Source organism: Xenorhabdus littoralis, assembly GCF_033949345.1.
Lineage (GTDB): Bacteria > Pseudomonadota > Gammaproteobacteria > Enterobacterales > Enterobacteriaceae > Xenorhabdus > Xenorhabdus littoralis.
The window spans coordinates 1-14,899 of sequence record NZ_VCDP01000001.1 but is presented as its reverse complement, the minus strand read 5'-3'; the positions used below and the strand labels follow the sequence as shown (position 1 = coordinate 14,899).

Here is a 14,899-nt window from a genome sequence, read left to right as displayed (position 1 = left end):
CCAATTCCGCCACCCTCGCATATATCAGACACTATCACTTAAACGGATAGCCTGGAGGCGCATTCTAGAGATTTTATGGCTGGCGTCAATCATTATTTGGGGAGAAAAAGTGTGATTGACGTAAAAATAGACATGTTTATTTTATGGCGTTATGGAGAATTTGCCTGCTCATTAAATCGGAGCAGGCAGATACAGTGCTTAACGGCTGAATTATCGTTTCGTTGCCTGATACACTTTAAATTTACCTGTCTGGGCAAGCACTTCATGGTTGCCAAAGGCTTTATCCAGCAAGTCAGGGTAAGGCAGGAAAGAGTTTGCTACGATCCGCAATTTCCCCCCGGATTTTAGATAACTCGGTGCCATGCGAATCATATCGTCAGCGGCAGTCAGGTTAGTTTTCAAACCATCATGGAACGGAGGATTGGAAACAATCCAATTGAATTTCTCCTCAATGGCAGAATACACATTACTGGTGACAACATTACCTTCCAGCTTATTGGCTTTCAGTGTTGCTTTACTGGATGTGATCGCGGCCGCATTGACATCGCTCAGGGTCAGAGCCAAATCAGGGTTCTTCTTACCCAGTACCGTTGCCAGTACGCCTGAACCACAGGCAATATCCAACAAGCTGCCAGAAATTGGGGCATCAAAAGTTGAAAGCAGTAAGCGGCTACCAACATCCAAATCATCTTGGCTGAACACACCGGGCAGTGTATTGATGATAGCATCACCGACTTGGTAACTGTTCCACCAGTTGTTTTGATCAAACTGAACCTGATTTTTCAGTTGACCATAAAACAGGCTGCAACGGCGCGCGGTGTCGATTTTGCGGAAAGTCGCAATGCCTTCCATTAGCTTATCAACACTGCGGACACCACTACGGTTTTCGCCCACAATAAAGATATCTGTATCGGGAGGCAGAATGGAAAACAGATTACGCAGCTGGAAACGTGCTTCTTGCTTGCTTTTTGGCCAGTAATAAATCAGCGTATCACATTCCTTAATAAATGTGCTGTCCGCTACAAGGCCAAATTGCGCATTATCACCGAGTTGACGAATCAGAGATTGCCAGTGGTGATATTGATTAGTGTGCACCCGCACACTTGCAGCTTCGATTTCCGTTGCCAGATTGTCCTGAAGATCACCGGCAAAAAGCAGGTGATGGGAGTGGAATTGCTCATGATGGCGCAGGATAACTTCGCTGGCCGGGGTTAATACTGACATCTATGTATAGCTCCTTATAAATCTTTGTCCAAGTATACATACCAGTGGGCATACTGATTGGCGCAGAGATAAGCCCTCTGATAATATATGACTTGTTATTTTTTTATGGCAGATGGAATAAAACACGATGACGAAGCGTGACAGATTACTCTCCCAATTGGGGATCACCCAATGGATTTTGCGTAGCCCGATGGCCTTGCAAGGTGAATTGTCTGTCCTCATCCCTGATTCAACCCGTCTATTGATCATTACCCATGATCATATCGACTTAAGTCATTCATTGTTTGCTGATATTTTCACAACCATGGGGATTGACGCCTCATCGGTATATTGCATCACGACAAAAGATGTTGAGCTACTTTCGGAATCAATCCACTGCCCATGCTGGCTGCTGGGAGTTGATATTACCTTATCAATACAAGGGATTTCTTTGAGAAGCCCGGCATTAAATGACTTATCTCTTGATGGGAATGCAAAACGCGCTCTTTGGCAACAAATTTACCATTATGAAGAATATTTCTCTATTAACTCCCGTTGATCTTCCTTTAGTATTTCAAATAGAACAGGCTAGCCATGCGTTTCCGTGGAGTGAAAAAACTTTTTACTCCAATCAGGGAGAACGCTATCTCAACTATAAAATCACACTGGATGACCAGATTATTGGTTTTGCCATAACACAATACGTTATGGATGAAGCCACGTTATTTAATATTGCCATTCATCCTGAGCATCAATCGCAGGGATATGGCCGGAAATTGCTACAATATCTTATCAAGATATTGCCGGAAAAACAGATCAACACACTGTGGCTTGAAGTGCGGAGCTCTAATCAGTCGGCTATCCGTTTATATGAAGATCTGGGTTTCAATGAAGTTTCCATCCGCAAGAATTATTATCCGACTGCGACAGGAAAGGAAGATGCCATCATTATGGCGTTACCGTTGTTTGGTGGAGATTGGCAGGACATTTAATAATATAAGGCTGCGCTCCTTGCGTGGCCTTTTTCACAGTCGCAATTCTAACCACTTTACTGTGACCAAATCAGTGTGCCATAACACTCCCCGTACTGCCTACAGGTTATAATTTGCAAGGAGGCGTTATCAGTGTAAAATTTTCGCAAATTTATTTTCTGTACATCACGTTGTACATCATTGGAAAAAATAACATGCGAGAACTCAGTTTTGCCAAGGAAGTGGCGGCGAGAAGAACTTTTGCAATAATTTCCCATCCCGATGCGGGTAAAACCACTATCACCGAAAAAGTATTGCTGTTCGGACAGGCGATCCAGAAAGCGGGAACGGTAAAAGGCCGGGGTTCTAACCAACACGCTAAATCTGACTGGATGGAGATGGAAAAACAGCGTGGTATTTCGATTACCACTTCTGTGATGCAGTTTCCTTATGGTGATTGTCTGGTTAACTTACTGGATACCCCGGGACACGAAGACTTCTCCGAAGATACTTACCGTACCTTAACCGCCGTTGACTGTTGTTTGATGGTCATTGACGCTGCGAAAGGGGTTGAAGATCGTACTCGTAAGCTGATGGAAGTGACCCGTCTGCGTGACACGCCAATCCTGACATTCATGAATAAGCTTGACCGTGATATCCGCGATCCGATGGAGCTGATGGATGAAGTGGAAAATGAGCTGAAAATCGCCTGTAGCCCAATTACATGGCCTATCGGTTGTGGTAAGTCCTTCAAGGGGGTTTATCATCTTTACCTTGATGAGGTTTATCTGTACCAAACCGGTCAGGGACATACGATTCAGGAAGTCCGCGCTATCAAAGGACTGGATAATCCTGAACTGGATGCCGCTGTGGGCGAAGATCTGGCGAATCAATTACGTGAAGAGCTGGAACTGGTTAAAGGGGCATCTCATGAATTTGATCAGGACGCCTTTTTACAAGGTGAGCTGACGCCAGTATTTTTTGGTACTGCATTGGGTAACTTCGGTGTTGATCATATGTTGGACGGCCTTGTTGAATGGGCGCCAACGCCAATGCCCCGTAAGGCTGACTCACGTGAAGTTATATCCAGTGAAGAGAAATTCACCGGTTTTGTTTTCAAAATTCAGGCCAATATGGACCCGAAACACCGTGACCGTGTGGCATTTTTGCGTGTTGTTTCCGGTAAATATGAAAAAGGCATGAAACTGCGCCAAGTCCGCATTAAGAAAGACGTTGTCATTTCTGATGCACTGACTTTTATGGCCGGAGATCGTTCCCATGTTGAACAAGCCTATCCGGGAGACATTATCGGTCTGCACAATCATGGCACAATCCAGATTGGCGATACCTTTACCCAAGGCGAAGAACTGAAATTTACCGGCATTCCAAACTTTGCACCAGAATTGTTCCGCCGTATCCGTCTGCGCGATCCGTTGAAACAGAAGCAATTGCTTAAAGGTCTGGTTCAATTGTCAGAAGAAGGTGCTGTACAAGTATTCCGTCCACTTGCCAATAACGATCTTATCGTTGGTGCAGTGGGTGTGCTTCAGTTTGATGTTGTTGTTGCTCGCTTGAAAAGTGAATACAACGTTGAGGCACTGTATGAACCCGTTAACGTTTCCACAGCGCGTTGGGTTGAGTGTGATGATGTGAAGAAACTGGAAGAGTTCAAGCGCAAAAATGAGCTGAACTTGGCATTCGATGGTGGTGATAACTTAACTTACATTGCACCGACAATGGTTAATTTAAACCTGACCAGTGAGCGCTATCCTGATGTCACTTTCCGTAAAACACGGGAACACTAATGTTTATCTGGGTCAACTATTCAGTTGGCCCTTAATTTACCATTCACATTATCTATATTCTTATTCAATTGAAGAATAATTCTCTGGTTTAATGAAAATATACGTTATTTTTTGTAAAACCCATTTTATCACTACGACTGAGTTGACATACTGTTCTGGTAACGATTCTGGCTTATGTTAAAGAAGGTGGTAGGATGAAAAATATCAAGTTTACACATTCACTGCTGGCTGTTGTTCTGGGCTCGGTACTGATTAGTGGCAGTGCTCTGGCAACGGAAATCTCTTCAGGAAAAACGCTGGAGGGGACGGAACAAAAAGTTGATAGTTCTATAGAACATGCAGGGAAAAAGGTTAATCACTCCTTGCAGAGTGCGGATGTCTACTTGGATGACAGTGCTATTACAGCAAAAGTAAAAGGGGCATTACTGGAACATAAAGGTATCAACAGTAATGATATTTCCGTGAAAACGGAAAAAGGGGTTGTCTACCTTTCCGGTTTTGTCAAAAACAAACACCAAGCGGCGGAAATAGCTAAAATTACTCATGGAGTGAAAGGTGTCAAATCGGTGAAAAGCACGATAGAAATTAAAAAATAGCTGACATATTATGAATAGAGTGGCTGGAAATAAGCCACTCTTTCCATATAGCCTATATGGTGATGAATTCAGGCGGAATACTGTCCGACGATGTTATAAACTCCCGGGTTGGCTTTAGAAAGTTCTGCGGTGCGTCTTGCGAATTCTGCTGACGCGGGGTCAGCCTGCGTTGCTTTAATATCGGCAACGTTCTCCCATTTCGCAATATTCACAACACGGCAGCCATCTGCGCTTGCCAGTAAAGTAACTGAAATAAAACCGGGTCGTTTGCTAATAACTGATTCGGTTCCTTCTTGCAGCAATTTGATAACTTCAGCTTGGTTCTTCGGATCGACTTCAATGACATTGATGAATGTAACTTCAGACATTACATCTCCCTCCTTAAATAAATAGTAGGTTTTGTCCACCCTCAGTGGGTTAGAGTCTTGCTAGTTGGGTATAAACTCGTTGAGCCCAATATATAGACGACTAATCGCTCCAGAATGTCAGGTCATTGTGGAAAAAATTCTTCATTCCGGAATTTTGTACCTGACATTTTCACCTTGTCTTTCGTCATTAGAGTGTCGGGAAATCTTTATAGGTGAAGGAATTGCGACTTTTTTTTCAGGAGAGTTTTTTCAGGAGAGTTTTTCAGGGGCGCGGTGATGCTTTACCCTAAAAACAATAGAAATATTTATATATAATTGAGAGGCTACGTTTTTTGTGAATCTTCTTCTGCCTCTGGGTGAACGTTGTGTCTACTCAATCCTCTGGCATTTTTCTCCAGAACCGAAGTTTAGGAAAATAAGCATGAATAAGCAGAAACAGGCGGAGTGTGAAGCTGATGATAATCTGGTTCAGGTATATCCTGAAGATTCTGAGCGTTTTAAGCTTGAATCGTTGGCCTACAGGTTTCTGGGAACCATTCCAGATGCTGAAGATGCTGTTCAAGAAACTTACCTGCGATGGTACAAACTACCCCATTCTGAACGTAAACAAATTATATCCCCCATTGCCTGGCAACGAACAACACTGACAAGAATTTGCTTCGATAAACTTAAATCAGCCAAGTCCAAACGTGAAATCTATATCGGCGAATGGTTGCCTGAACCCGTTTCTCAAGATGAAAGCTGGACGTCAGTATTCGAATCTTCTGAAGGCACTGATCCTGTTGATCATCTTATTCTTGCGAATTCGGTTTCCATGGCATTGATGGTCGTCCTTGAAAAAATGACTCCTGCTGAGCGTATTAGCTTTATTCTTCATGATGTTTTCCAATATTCGTTTGAAGAAATCAGTGAGATCGTCAGAAGGACGCCACAAGCGTGTCGTCAGCTTGCTTCATCTGGACGAAAGCGGATCGGTCAAGAAAGTCATTTTACCCGCCCTTCTGCGGAACACTCTCGGGTGAATGCCGCGTTCAGGGCAGCATGGGTTACAGGAAACATCAAAGATCTGGTTGCTGTTTTGGACGAACACGCTTATGCCGTTACCGATGGTGGTGGCTTTGTCAGCGCTGCGACTGAACCACTATTTGGCCGAGATGCAATTATCAATTTTTTCCTGTCGGCTTTCGAACGTCGAAGCGATCTTCGGATCGAAGATGCGGTTGTCAACGGAGAACCCGGACTTATCGGTAAGGTGGATGATCGCACTATCACTGTGATCTCAACGTGTGTCAGGGAGGGACGTATTTGTGATATTTGGGTCATGCGCAATCCGGAAAAATTAACTGGCTGGAATTAGTACATTAATCTAAATGAGGCCATTAATTATGACAACGTTAGCTCGTCGCCCGGATAAGACTGGCATCCGCCTCATCGCATATCCGGTATCCAAAAAGCATGATAAGGATGGGGGAGTCTCGTCAATTGGGTTATGCTGATTCTTAAAGCGGAAACGACAAAGATGAACAGAGACTAGAATAGATATATCACTGTTTAACTAAAGCATTACAAATAAGTTGTTTGAGTAACAATATACTGATAGATATTCAACAAGTGCCTTGATGCGCTGCCAATAATTGTTAGAGGAGGATAAGAGTGGGGAAACATATTCCAATAACGTTGGGTAATATAGAACCTTTGGCTTACAACTCACAGATCAAACCGGGGAAAATTGCGCTCGTTTGTGAAGGCGGTGGCCAAAGGGGGATTTTTACCGCAGGTGTTTTGGATGAGTTTCTTCGTCTTGGTTTTAATCCGTTTGAATTGTTCCTTGGGACGTCGGCGGGTGCTCAGAATCTTTCTGCCTATATTTGCGGTCAACGAGGCTATGCCCGTAAAATCATCAATCGTTATACAACCGACTCCGCCTTTTTCAATCCACTTCGCTTTGTTCGCGGCGGGCATCTGATCGATCTGGATTGGTATATTGATACCATATCTGAACAGTTACCACTCAATATCTCTGCTGCGATGCACCAATTTGATGCGGGACGCGAATTCTACATGTGTGCCTGCCGGGCAGATGACTTTGAGGCTGATTATTTACATCCTGATGAAAAAAACTGGATGAACGTTATAAAAGCCTCCAGCGCCATTCCGGGTTTTTATCGTAATGGTGTTACCCTTGGCGATGTGGTTTATCAAGATGGCGGCATTTGTGATGCGATACCGGTGCAAGAAGCTTATCGCCGTGGTGCGGATACCATTGTTGTGATCCGGACAGTTCCCTCCCAGCTTTACTATACACCTCAGTGGTTCAAGCGCATGGAGCGCTGGCTGGAAACCAGCAGTCTGCAAAAAATGGTCAAAATGCTCAATCTCCATGCCCAGAGTTACCACCGAACGCAGAAATTTATTGAGAATCCACCGGATGATGTGCAGGTATTTGAAATTTATCCGCCTGCGCCGTTGACTACCATGGCACTGGGAAGCCGGGTCAGCGCTTTAAATCAGGATTATCATTTGGGACGGCGTTGCGGGCGATATTTTTTGGCAACTATCGGGCATACTTTTGTCGGAGGAAAGTTTGGGCTCTCAGAACGTAAGAGCTATGGAGTATGTCGTAATGGCATCAACAGTAATAGCTCCCGGAGAAGCCATTTCTTGAACAGTATCGACTGTCCGATAGAAGAAATGACCACCCCTGATTTGGTTGATGATCTTCAGGAAGCTGACCCGATCATGATGAGTAATTTGGATAAGTAGATGTTTATCGATACACACTGCCATTTCGATTTTCCGCCCTTTGCTGGTGATGAGGCAACAAGTCTGGAACAAGCCAGACAAATGGGCGTGGAAAAAATTATCGTGCCCACGGTGAATCAAATGAATTTCCAGCGAGTGGCGGTGTTGGCAGAGAATCATCCTTCAATTTATGCTGCATTTGGTTTACACCCACTCTATATTCGTGAACATCAAAATGCGCATTTAGATGCGTTGGATCAGCGTCTGAAAGAAAGAAGTACCAAATGTGTGGCGGTAGGTGAAATTGGTCTTGACCTTTATATGCCAGAACCCCAATTTGAGAAACAGAAAAGCGTGTTGGAAGTACAGCTAAAACTAGCCAAGCAGTATGATTTACCTGTGATACTTCACTCCAGAAAAAGCCACGATCAATTGGCCGCAATATTGCGACAACATAAATTGCCATGTACAGGCGTGATCCATGGTTTTGCAGGCAGTTTGTCCCAAGCCCGGGCCTTTATTCGTATGGGGTTTTACATTGGGGTAGGAGGAACGATTACTTATGACAGAGCACAAAAGACACGTAGCACTATTTCACAGTTACCTCTGTCATCTTTAGTCTTGGAAACGGATGCGCCTGATATGCCATTATCGGGGTTTCAAGGGCAGCCCAACCGCCCAGAAAGAGTCGCGCAGGTTTTTTCCGTATTGTGCGGATTGCGTCAAGAATCGTCAGATGAAATTGCCAATCAAGTCTATGAAAACAGTATGGCTCTATTTACACTAAGTTAATCCTGACCAACAAAAATCATAAAGGTTTTATCGTCGTGTAAACATACCGTTATTTTTTATAAATATTAATAACGCTTAACTTATATTCTCTGCTTATTTATCCTTTTTTTTACCTCTTTATCCGTCATATTATCTAATTCCACCGAAACTAGGTGGTTTTATGTGATGAATATCTCATTTTTAGTTTTTATATTACTTTTTGCTGTATTAATTTGTGATGTTAGTTGCTTGTTCCTTTTTGGTACTAGGTATAATCGGCTCACACACAATGTCAGTAGGAACTTACAGAATAACTGACATATTTTTTTATTATTCATACAGTGAACAGGGATTCTTCCAATGCAACTCTTTATGAGCCTGATCGGGATGGTAGTGCTGGTTTTCATCGCGGTGCTCTTCTCCAGTAACTATCGAGCCATTAAAATACGTACTGTCCTGGGCGCCTTTCTGATTCAGGTTGCTGTCGGGGCATTTGTACTTTACGTACCGGCTGGCAAAGACGTTTTGGTCGCGATTTCAAAAGGCGTTTCCAACGTGATTGGATATGGCCAGAAAGGAACAGACTTTATTTTTGGCGGATTGGTTTCCGACAAAATGTTTGAACTGTTTGGCGGCGGTGGCTTTATTTTTGCCCTGCGTGTTTTACCAGTGATCGTTTTCTTCTCCTCACTTATCGCAGTTCTGTATTACATGGGCATTATGCAGCTCATCATCAAAATCTTGGGTGGTGGTTTGCAGAAAGTACTGGGAACATCACGGACTGAATCTCTGTCTGCAACTGCGAATATTTTCGTAGGTCAAACCGAAGCACCTCTGGTTGTCCGCCCTTATATTTCTACCATGACTCAATCGGAGCTGTTTGCCGTTATGTGTGGTGGTTTGGCCTCTGTAGCGGGTTCAGTGTTGGCGGGTTATGCTCAAATGGGTGTTCCGTTGGAATATCTGATTGCGGCTTCATTTATGGCTGCGCCGGGTGGCCTGCTGTTTGCAAAACTGATGGTGCCGGAAACTGAAAAAACTCATGATACTGCTGATGCCATGTCACTGATATCGGCGGAAGATCGCCCTGCGAATATCATTGATGCCGCAGCGTCAGGTGCAGCATCAGGTATGCAACTGGCTCTGAACGTCGGCGCAATGCTGCTGGCATTCACCGCATTGATTGCTTTGCTGAATGGTATCTTAGGCGGCGTCGGCGGATGGTTCGATTATCCTCAATTATCCATGGAACTGATTCTGGGCTGGGTTTTTGCACCAATAGCCTATCTTATCGGTGTTCCGTGGAATGAAGCGACCATTGCGGGTTCTTTCATCGGTCAGAAACTGGTCGTTAACGAATTCGTGGCATTCATGAACTTTGGTGAATACCTGAAAGCGGATGATATGGTTAAGGCGGCAGGTCTGCAAGTGCTCTCCGAACATACCAAAGCGATTATCTCCTTTGCCCTGTGTGGTTTCGCTAACTTGTCTTCAGTTGCGATCTTGTTGGGTGGATTGGGCGGTATGGCACCAAACCGTCGTGGTGACATTGCCCGTTTCGGCCTGAAAGCTGTACTGGCAGGTTCACTCTCTAACTTGATGAGTGCAACAATTGCCGGATTCTTCCTCGCATTGTAAAACGCCGGGAATAGTAAAACGCCGGAAATCGTAAAATCCGGGACATGGTAAGACACAGGGATTGTGTATTAAATTGAATGCAGGTGAGATTTCTCACCTGCTTTTGTTTTTCCTGAAACCCTTTAATGTGATTTTATTCACAATAAAATGTTTACTGTTGCAATTGTGATTTGATTAGTGTGATTTAAAGCACTAACTATTGCTCATTAACATGTTCAAATGATGATACATGAAGATTTTATGGATTAAACTGATACTTGTGGCGACCTCTTCAAGGAACCAAGTTCACTCGCCAACAAATGAATGAGCGTGTTGTTAAAAAGAAATGTTAGAACATAATCAGTAAAACTATCGTTCGTTCAGAATCATCGTACAAAAGAATGTGTGGACTGATTCAGTCACGATAATAATACCGTTGGAGAGTTTTATGACCGATTTAACCGCCGCCGCTCAGCGTGCACTGAGTTTGATGGATTTAACTACTCTTAATGATGATGATACCGATGAGAAAGTGACCGCACTTTGTCGTCAGGCAAACAGTCCTGCCGGACATACGGCTGCCGTCTGTATCTACCCACGTTTTATTCCTGTCGCTCGCAAGGTATTGCGTGAACAGGGAACACCCGATATCCGCATTGCCACAGTGACTAATTTCCCGCATGGCAACGATGATATTGACGTTGCACTGGCTGAAACTCGTGCTGCCATCGCCTACGGTGCTGATGAAGTGGACGTCGTTTTCCCTTATCGTGCATTGATGGCAGGCAATGAACAGATTGGTTTCGATTTGGTAAAAGCCTGTAAAACAGCCTGTGCTGAATCAGGTGTCTGGCTAAAAGTCATCATCGAAACAGGCGAATTAAAAGAAGCGGATCTGATTCGGAAAGCATCTGAAATCGCGATCAAGGCAGGTGCTGATTTTATCAAAACCTCAACCGGTAAAGTCCCCGTTAATGCGACTCTCGAAAGTGCCGAAATTATGCTGCGCGTGATCCGCGATATGGGCGTCGGTGATAGCGTTGGTTTTAAACCTGCTGGTGGTGTGCGAACCGCCGAAGAAGCGGCACAACATTTAGCGTTAGTTGAGCGCATCATGGGAGACAAATGGGCTGATTCCCGTCATTTCCGTTTTGGCGCTTCCAGTTTGTTAAGTAGTTTGCTGACAACCCTTGGTCATCAGGGACAAAAGCAGAGTAGTGGTTATTAAGATCAATAATGACTGATTAAATGTACGCTAAGACAGTGTGCATTACTGCCATTCTTTTCAGATAATAATGATTGGGAGGTAGCTTTGTTTCTGACACAGGAAATTATTCGCAAAAAACGTGATGGTCATCCACTGAGCGAAGAAGAGATCCGGTTCTTTATTAACGGAGTTCGTGATAACACGGTTTCCGAAGGACAGATCGCGGCATTGGCAATGACCATCTATTTCCATGATATGACGATGGAAGAACGTGTCGCATTGACACTGGCAATGCGTGATTCCGGTACGGTTTTAGATTGGAAAAAATTGAATTTACCCGGCCCGATTGTTGATAAACACTCGACGGGTGGCGTGGGAGATGTCACTTCTCTGATGCTTGGCCCGATGGTGGCCGCTTGCGGAGGATACGTTCCGATGATCTCGGGGCGTGGTTTGGGGCATACCGGTGGAACACTGGATAAATTAGAATCAATCCCCGGTTTTGACATCTTCCCTGATGAACGGCGTTTCCGTGACATTATTCGGGATGTGGGTGTCGCAATTATCGGGCAGACCAGCTCATTGGCTCCGGCTGACAAACGTTTTTATGCGACACGTGATATTACTGCGACCGTTGATTCCATCCCTTTGATTACGGCATCTATCTTAGGTAAAAAACTGGCCGAAGGTTTGGATGCGCTGGTGATGGATGTGAAAGTCGGCTCAGGGGCATTTATGCCGACTTACGAACAATCGGAAAAGCTGGCAGAATCCATCGTCAAGGTCGCCAATGGTGCGGGTTGCAAAACAACGGCGCTGTTGACGGATATGAATCAAGTTCTGGCATCCAGTGCGGGTAATGCGCTGGAAGTGCGTGAAGCAGTCCAATTCCTGACCGGGGAATACCGTAATCCCCGCTTATTTGAAGTGACGATGGCATTGTCTGTTGAAATGTTGGTTTCAGGCAATCTGGCAAGCGATCGTGATGATGCACACCGTAAATTACAGGCGGTGCTAGACAGCGGCAAAGCGGCAGAAATATTTGGTCGCATGGTGGCGGCCCAGAAAGGCCCGATCGATTTTGTCGAAAATTATGCTCATTACCTGCCGACTGCGGATTTTAGAAAACCCGTATTGGCTGGAAAAAATGGCATCATTGCAGAAATGGACACCCGTGCATTGGGCATGTCTGTTGTTGTATTGGGGGGAGGCCGTCGTAAGGCGACTGATCCTATTAATTACAGTGTGGGGCTGAGTGATATCGTTGCGTTAGGGACAAAAGTGGATGCAGGTACTCCACTGGCGATGATTCATGCCAATAGTGAAAAAGTCTGGCATGAAGCCGCAGAAGCAGTACGTAACGCCTTTATTTTTAAGGATAGGGTTGAAGAAACCGAAACAACAGCCACTACTCCTATGGTTTATCGGCATATCAGTGGATAAACCGTCACACAAGAATTCAAAATAGATTTAATAGCTGGCAGTTTCCGCATTGATAGCGTGAATTGACGCAGGAGAAAATTATGAAACGTACATTCATCATGGTATTGGATTCCTTCGGCATCGGAGCAAGTGCAGATGCTGAAAAGTTTGGTGATACGGGATCTAACACATTAGGGCATATTGCAGAACAATGTGCCCGTGGTGAGGCTGATATCGGCCGTAAAGGGCCATTACATTTGCCAAACCTGAGCCGTCTGGGATTAGGCAAAGCGGCGGAAGAGTCTTGCGGAATCTTCCCGATTGGTCTGGATAAAGACGCTGACATTATTGGCGCTTATGGTTATGCGAGTGAACTTTCTTCTGGTAAAGACACGCCATCGGGACACTGGGAAATTGCAGGCGTTCCGGTTCTGTTTGACTGGGGCTATTTCAGTGATGAAGAAAACAGTTTCCCGCAGGAACTGCTGGATAAACTGGTTGAGCGCGCGAATCTTCCGGGATATCTGGGTAACTGTCACTCTTCCGGTACGGTTATTCTGGATAATCTGGGTGAAGAGCACATGAAAACCGGCAAGCCGATTTTCTACACCTCTGCGGATTCTGTTTTCCAGATTGCCTGCCATGAAGAGACATTTGGCTTGGATCGTCTGTATGAACTGTGCGAAATCGCGCGTGAAGAGCTGAATATTGGTGATTATAATATTGGCCGTGTTATTGCCCGCCCATTTGTGGGTGACAAAACCGGTAATTTCCAGCGTACAGGCAACCGCCATGACTTAGCTGTTGAGCCGCCCGCCCCAACCATCCTGAAAAAGCTGGTTGATGAGAAACAGGGTGAAGTGGTTTCCATTGGTAAGATTGCAGATATTTACGCGAACGTGGGTATCACTAAAAAAGTCAAAGCGACAGGAATTGATGCCCTGTTTGATGCTTCATTGATTGAAATGGAGCAGGCAGGCGATAATACCATCGTATTTACCAACTTTGTCGATTTCGACTCATCTTACGGTCATCGCCGTGATGTGGCTGGTTACGCGGCAGCACTGGAATTATTTGACCGTCGTCTGCCAGAAATGCTGAAACTGGTTAAAGACGATGACATCCTGATCTTTACCGCTGACCACGGCTGTGACCCGACTTGGGCGGGTTCTGATCATACGCGCGAGCACATTCCGGTTCTGGTTTACGGACCGAAAGTGAAATCAGGCTCATTGGGGCATCGTGAAACATTTGCCGATATCGGTCAGACAGTCGCGAAATATTTCGATTTGACGCCAATGGATTACGGTAAAGCGATGTTTTAATTTTGGCGGAGGCCTGTTGCCTCCCCATTTTCATTTATTTTGATACGTAATAAAAACAAGGAAATAAACTTATGGCCACCCCACATATTAATGCTGAGATGGGCGATTTTGCTGATGTTATTTTGATGCCAGGTGACCCGCTGCGAGCTAAATACATTGCGGAAACGTTCCTGGACGACGCCCGTCAGGTTAACAGTGTTCGCGGTATGCTGGGCTTCACTGGTACTTATAAAGGTCGCCGCATCTCTGTCATGGGTCATGGTATGGGTATTCCATCCTGCTCTATCTATGCCAAAGAATTGATCACCGAATTTGGCGTTAAAAAAATCATCCGTATCGGCTCCTGTGGTGCGGTGAGTGAAGACGTTAAAATTCGTGATATTGTCATTGGCATGGGGGCGTGTACCGATTCCAAAGTAAACCGTCTGCGTTTTAAAGATCACGACTTCGCTGCAATCGCTGATTTTGAGCTGGTCCGCAACGCAGTTGATGCAGCTAAGGCGAAGAATATCAATACTCGCGTTGGTAATATCTTCTCTGCTGACCTGTTTTATACGCCAGACCCTCAGATGTTCGACGTTATGGAAAAATACGGCATTCTGGGTGTTGAAATGGAAGCGGCGGGTATTTATGGTGTTGCTGCTGAATTTGGTGCAAAAGCATTGGCAATCTGTACTGTTTCTGACCATATCCGCACCGGCGAACAAACAACTGCCGAAGAGCGTCAACACACATTTAATGAGATGATCGAGATTGCGCTTGAATCCATTTTGTTGGGTGACAATTAAAAAAGCGTAAATAACCTTAGTTTTCATTGAAAGTTCATAAGCCCTTTCCATTATAGGAAAGGGCTTTTTATTTTATGGCTTTAG

Annotated in this window: 14 protein-coding genes; 12 read left to right on the top strand and 2 right to left on the bottom strand. The window is 44.8% G+C overall.

Annotated features, from left to right (window positions below; genetic code table 11):
* Positions 1 to 210: 210 nt before the first annotated feature.
* On the bottom strand, positions 211 to 1,224 hold the full coding sequence (gene rsmC / locus FE394_RS00070) for a 16S rRNA (guanine(1207)-N(2))-methyltransferase RsmC (RefSeq protein ID WP_319924368.1): 1,014 nt from the start codon (positions 1,222 to 1,224) through the stop codon (positions 211 to 213).
* Positions 1,225 to 1,351: 127 nt separating this feature from the next.
* Here rsmC and FE394_RS00065 point away from each other — a divergent pair, with 127 nt between their 5' ends.
* The 4 genes from FE394_RS00065 (at position 1,352) to FE394_RS00050 (ending at position 4,575) form a co-directional block, all read left to right on the top strand.
* Positions 1,352 to 1,762, top strand: a complete 411-nt coding sequence (locus FE394_RS00065; RefSeq protein ID WP_319924367.1) for a DNA polymerase III subunit psi — start codon at positions 1,352 to 1,354, stop codon at positions 1,760 to 1,762.
* Positions 1,731 to 2,195, top strand: coding sequence for a ribosomal protein S18-alanine N-acetyltransferase (gene rimI, locus FE394_RS00060; protein ID WP_319924366.1), 465 nt, complete (start codon positions 1,731 to 1,733; stop codon positions 2,193 to 2,195). The genes FE394_RS00065 and rimI overlap by 32 nt, the downstream gene beginning before the upstream one ends.
* A gap of 194 nt (positions 2,196 to 2,389) precedes the next feature.
* Positions 2,390 to 3,979, top strand: coding sequence for a peptide chain release factor 3 (prfC, locus tag FE394_RS00055; protein ID WP_319924365.1), 1,590 nt, complete (start codon positions 2,390 to 2,392; stop codon positions 3,977 to 3,979).
* Positions 3,980 to 4,173: 194 nt separating this feature from the next.
* Positions 4,174 to 4,575 carry a BON domain-containing protein gene (locus FE394_RS00050; RefSeq protein WP_319924364.1) on the top strand — a complete coding sequence of 134 codons (402 nt, stop codon included), beginning with the start codon at positions 4,174 to 4,176 and terminating at the stop codon, positions 4,573 to 4,575.
* Between the two features lie 68 nt (positions 4,576 to 4,643).
* Here FE394_RS00050 and FE394_RS00045 read toward each other — a convergent pair whose 3' ends face one another.
* On the bottom strand, positions 4,644 to 4,943 hold the full coding sequence (locus tag FE394_RS00045) for an antibiotic biosynthesis monooxygenase family protein (RefSeq protein WP_319924363.1): 300 nt from the start codon (positions 4,941 to 4,943) through the stop codon (positions 4,644 to 4,646).
* Positions 4,944 to 5,364: 421 nt separating this feature from the next.
* Between FE394_RS00045 and sigJ the strand changes: the two genes are divergently transcribed.
* The 8 genes from sigJ to deoD all read left to right on the top strand — a co-directional run bounded on the left by sigJ (position 5,365) and on the right by deoD (position 14,815).
* On the top strand, positions 5,365 to 6,300 hold the full coding sequence (sigJ, locus tag FE394_RS00040) for an RNA polymerase sigma factor SigJ (RefSeq protein ID WP_319924362.1): 936 nt from the start codon (positions 5,365 to 5,367) through the stop codon (positions 6,298 to 6,300).
* A 296-nt stretch (positions 6,301 to 6,596) separates the two neighbouring features.
* Positions 6,597 to 7,706 (top strand): patatin-like phospholipase family protein, encoded by a 1,110-nt coding sequence (locus FE394_RS00035; protein WP_319924361.1) that lies wholly within the window; start codon positions 6,597 to 6,599, stop codon positions 7,704 to 7,706.
* Positions 7,707 to 8,477, top strand: coding sequence for a TatD family hydrolase (locus FE394_RS00030; RefSeq protein ID WP_319924360.1), 771 nt, complete (start codon positions 7,707 to 7,709; stop codon positions 8,475 to 8,477).
* Positions 8,478 to 8,828: 351 nt separating this feature from the next.
* Positions 8,829 to 10,094 (top strand): NupC/NupG family nucleoside CNT transporter, encoded by a 1,266-nt coding sequence (locus tag FE394_RS00025; protein WP_319924369.1) that lies wholly within the window; start codon positions 8,829 to 8,831, stop codon positions 10,092 to 10,094.
* A gap of 427 nt (positions 10,095 to 10,521) precedes the next feature.
* Positions 10,522 to 11,301 carry a deoxyribose-phosphate aldolase gene (deoC, locus tag FE394_RS00020; RefSeq protein WP_319924359.1) on the top strand — a complete coding sequence of 260 codons (780 nt, stop codon included), beginning with the start codon at positions 10,522 to 10,524 and terminating at the stop codon, positions 11,299 to 11,301.
* An 84-nt stretch (positions 11,302 to 11,385) separates the two neighbouring features.
* Complete coding sequence (gene deoA, locus FE394_RS00015; RefSeq protein ID WP_319924358.1) at positions 11,386 to 12,723, top strand: thymidine phosphorylase; 1,338 nt, start codon at positions 11,386 to 11,388, stop codon at positions 12,721 to 12,723.
* An 80-nt stretch (positions 12,724 to 12,803) separates the two neighbouring features.
* On the top strand, positions 12,804 to 14,027 hold the full coding sequence (deoB, locus tag FE394_RS00010) for a phosphopentomutase (RefSeq protein WP_319924357.1): 1,224 nt from the start codon (positions 12,804 to 12,806) through the stop codon (positions 14,025 to 14,027).
* 71 nt (positions 14,028 to 14,098) lie between these two features.
* The gene (gene deoD, locus FE394_RS00005) at positions 14,099 to 14,815 is read left to right on the top strand and encodes a purine-nucleoside phosphorylase (RefSeq protein ID WP_319924356.1); all 717 of its coding nucleotides are present in this window, start codon (positions 14,099 to 14,101) and stop codon (positions 14,813 to 14,815) included.
* The last annotated feature ends 84 nt before the right edge of the window (positions 14,816 to 14,899 follow it).

What these genes read in the sequence shown, in the direction of transcription:
- rsmC (WP_319924368.1), bottom strand. Translation starts at nt 1,224, where the DNA reads ATGTCAGTATTAACCCCGGCCAGCGAAGTTATCCTGCGCCATCATGAG.
- FE394_RS00065 (WP_319924367.1), top strand. Translation starts at nt 1,352, where the DNA reads ATGACGAAGCGTGACAGATTACTCTCCCAATTGGGGATCACCCAATGG.
- rimI (WP_319924366.1), top strand. Translation starts at nt 1,731, where the DNA reads ATGAAGAATATTTCTCTATTAACTCCCGTTGATCTTCCTTTAGTATTT.
- prfC (WP_319924365.1), top strand. Translation starts at nt 2,390, where the DNA reads ATGCGAGAACTCAGTTTTGCCAAGGAAGTGGCGGCGAGAAGAACTTTT.
- FE394_RS00050 (WP_319924364.1), top strand. Translation starts at nt 4,174, where the DNA reads ATGAAAAATATCAAGTTTACACATTCACTGCTGGCTGTTGTTCTGGGC.
- FE394_RS00045 (WP_319924363.1), bottom strand. Translation starts at nt 4,943, where the DNA reads ATGTCTGAAGTTACATTCATCAATGTCATTGAAGTCGATCCGAAGAAC.
- sigJ (WP_319924362.1), top strand. Translation starts at nt 5,365, where the DNA reads ATGAATAAGCAGAAACAGGCGGAGTGTGAAGCTGATGATAATCTGGTT.
- FE394_RS00030 (WP_319924360.1), top strand. Translation starts at nt 7,707, where the DNA reads ATGTTTATCGATACACACTGCCATTTCGATTTTCCGCCCTTTGCTGGT.
- FE394_RS00025 (WP_319924369.1), top strand. Translation starts at nt 8,829, where the DNA reads ATGAGCCTGATCGGGATGGTAGTGCTGGTTTTCATCGCGGTGCTCTTC.
- deoC (WP_319924359.1), top strand. Translation starts at nt 10,522, where the DNA reads ATGACCGATTTAACCGCCGCCGCTCAGCGTGCACTGAGTTTGATGGAT.
- deoB (WP_319924357.1), top strand. Translation starts at nt 12,804, where the DNA reads ATGAAACGTACATTCATCATGGTATTGGATTCCTTCGGCATCGGAGCA.
- deoD (WP_319924356.1), top strand. Translation starts at nt 14,099, where the DNA reads ATGGCCACCCCACATATTAATGCTGAGATGGGCGATTTTGCTGATGTT.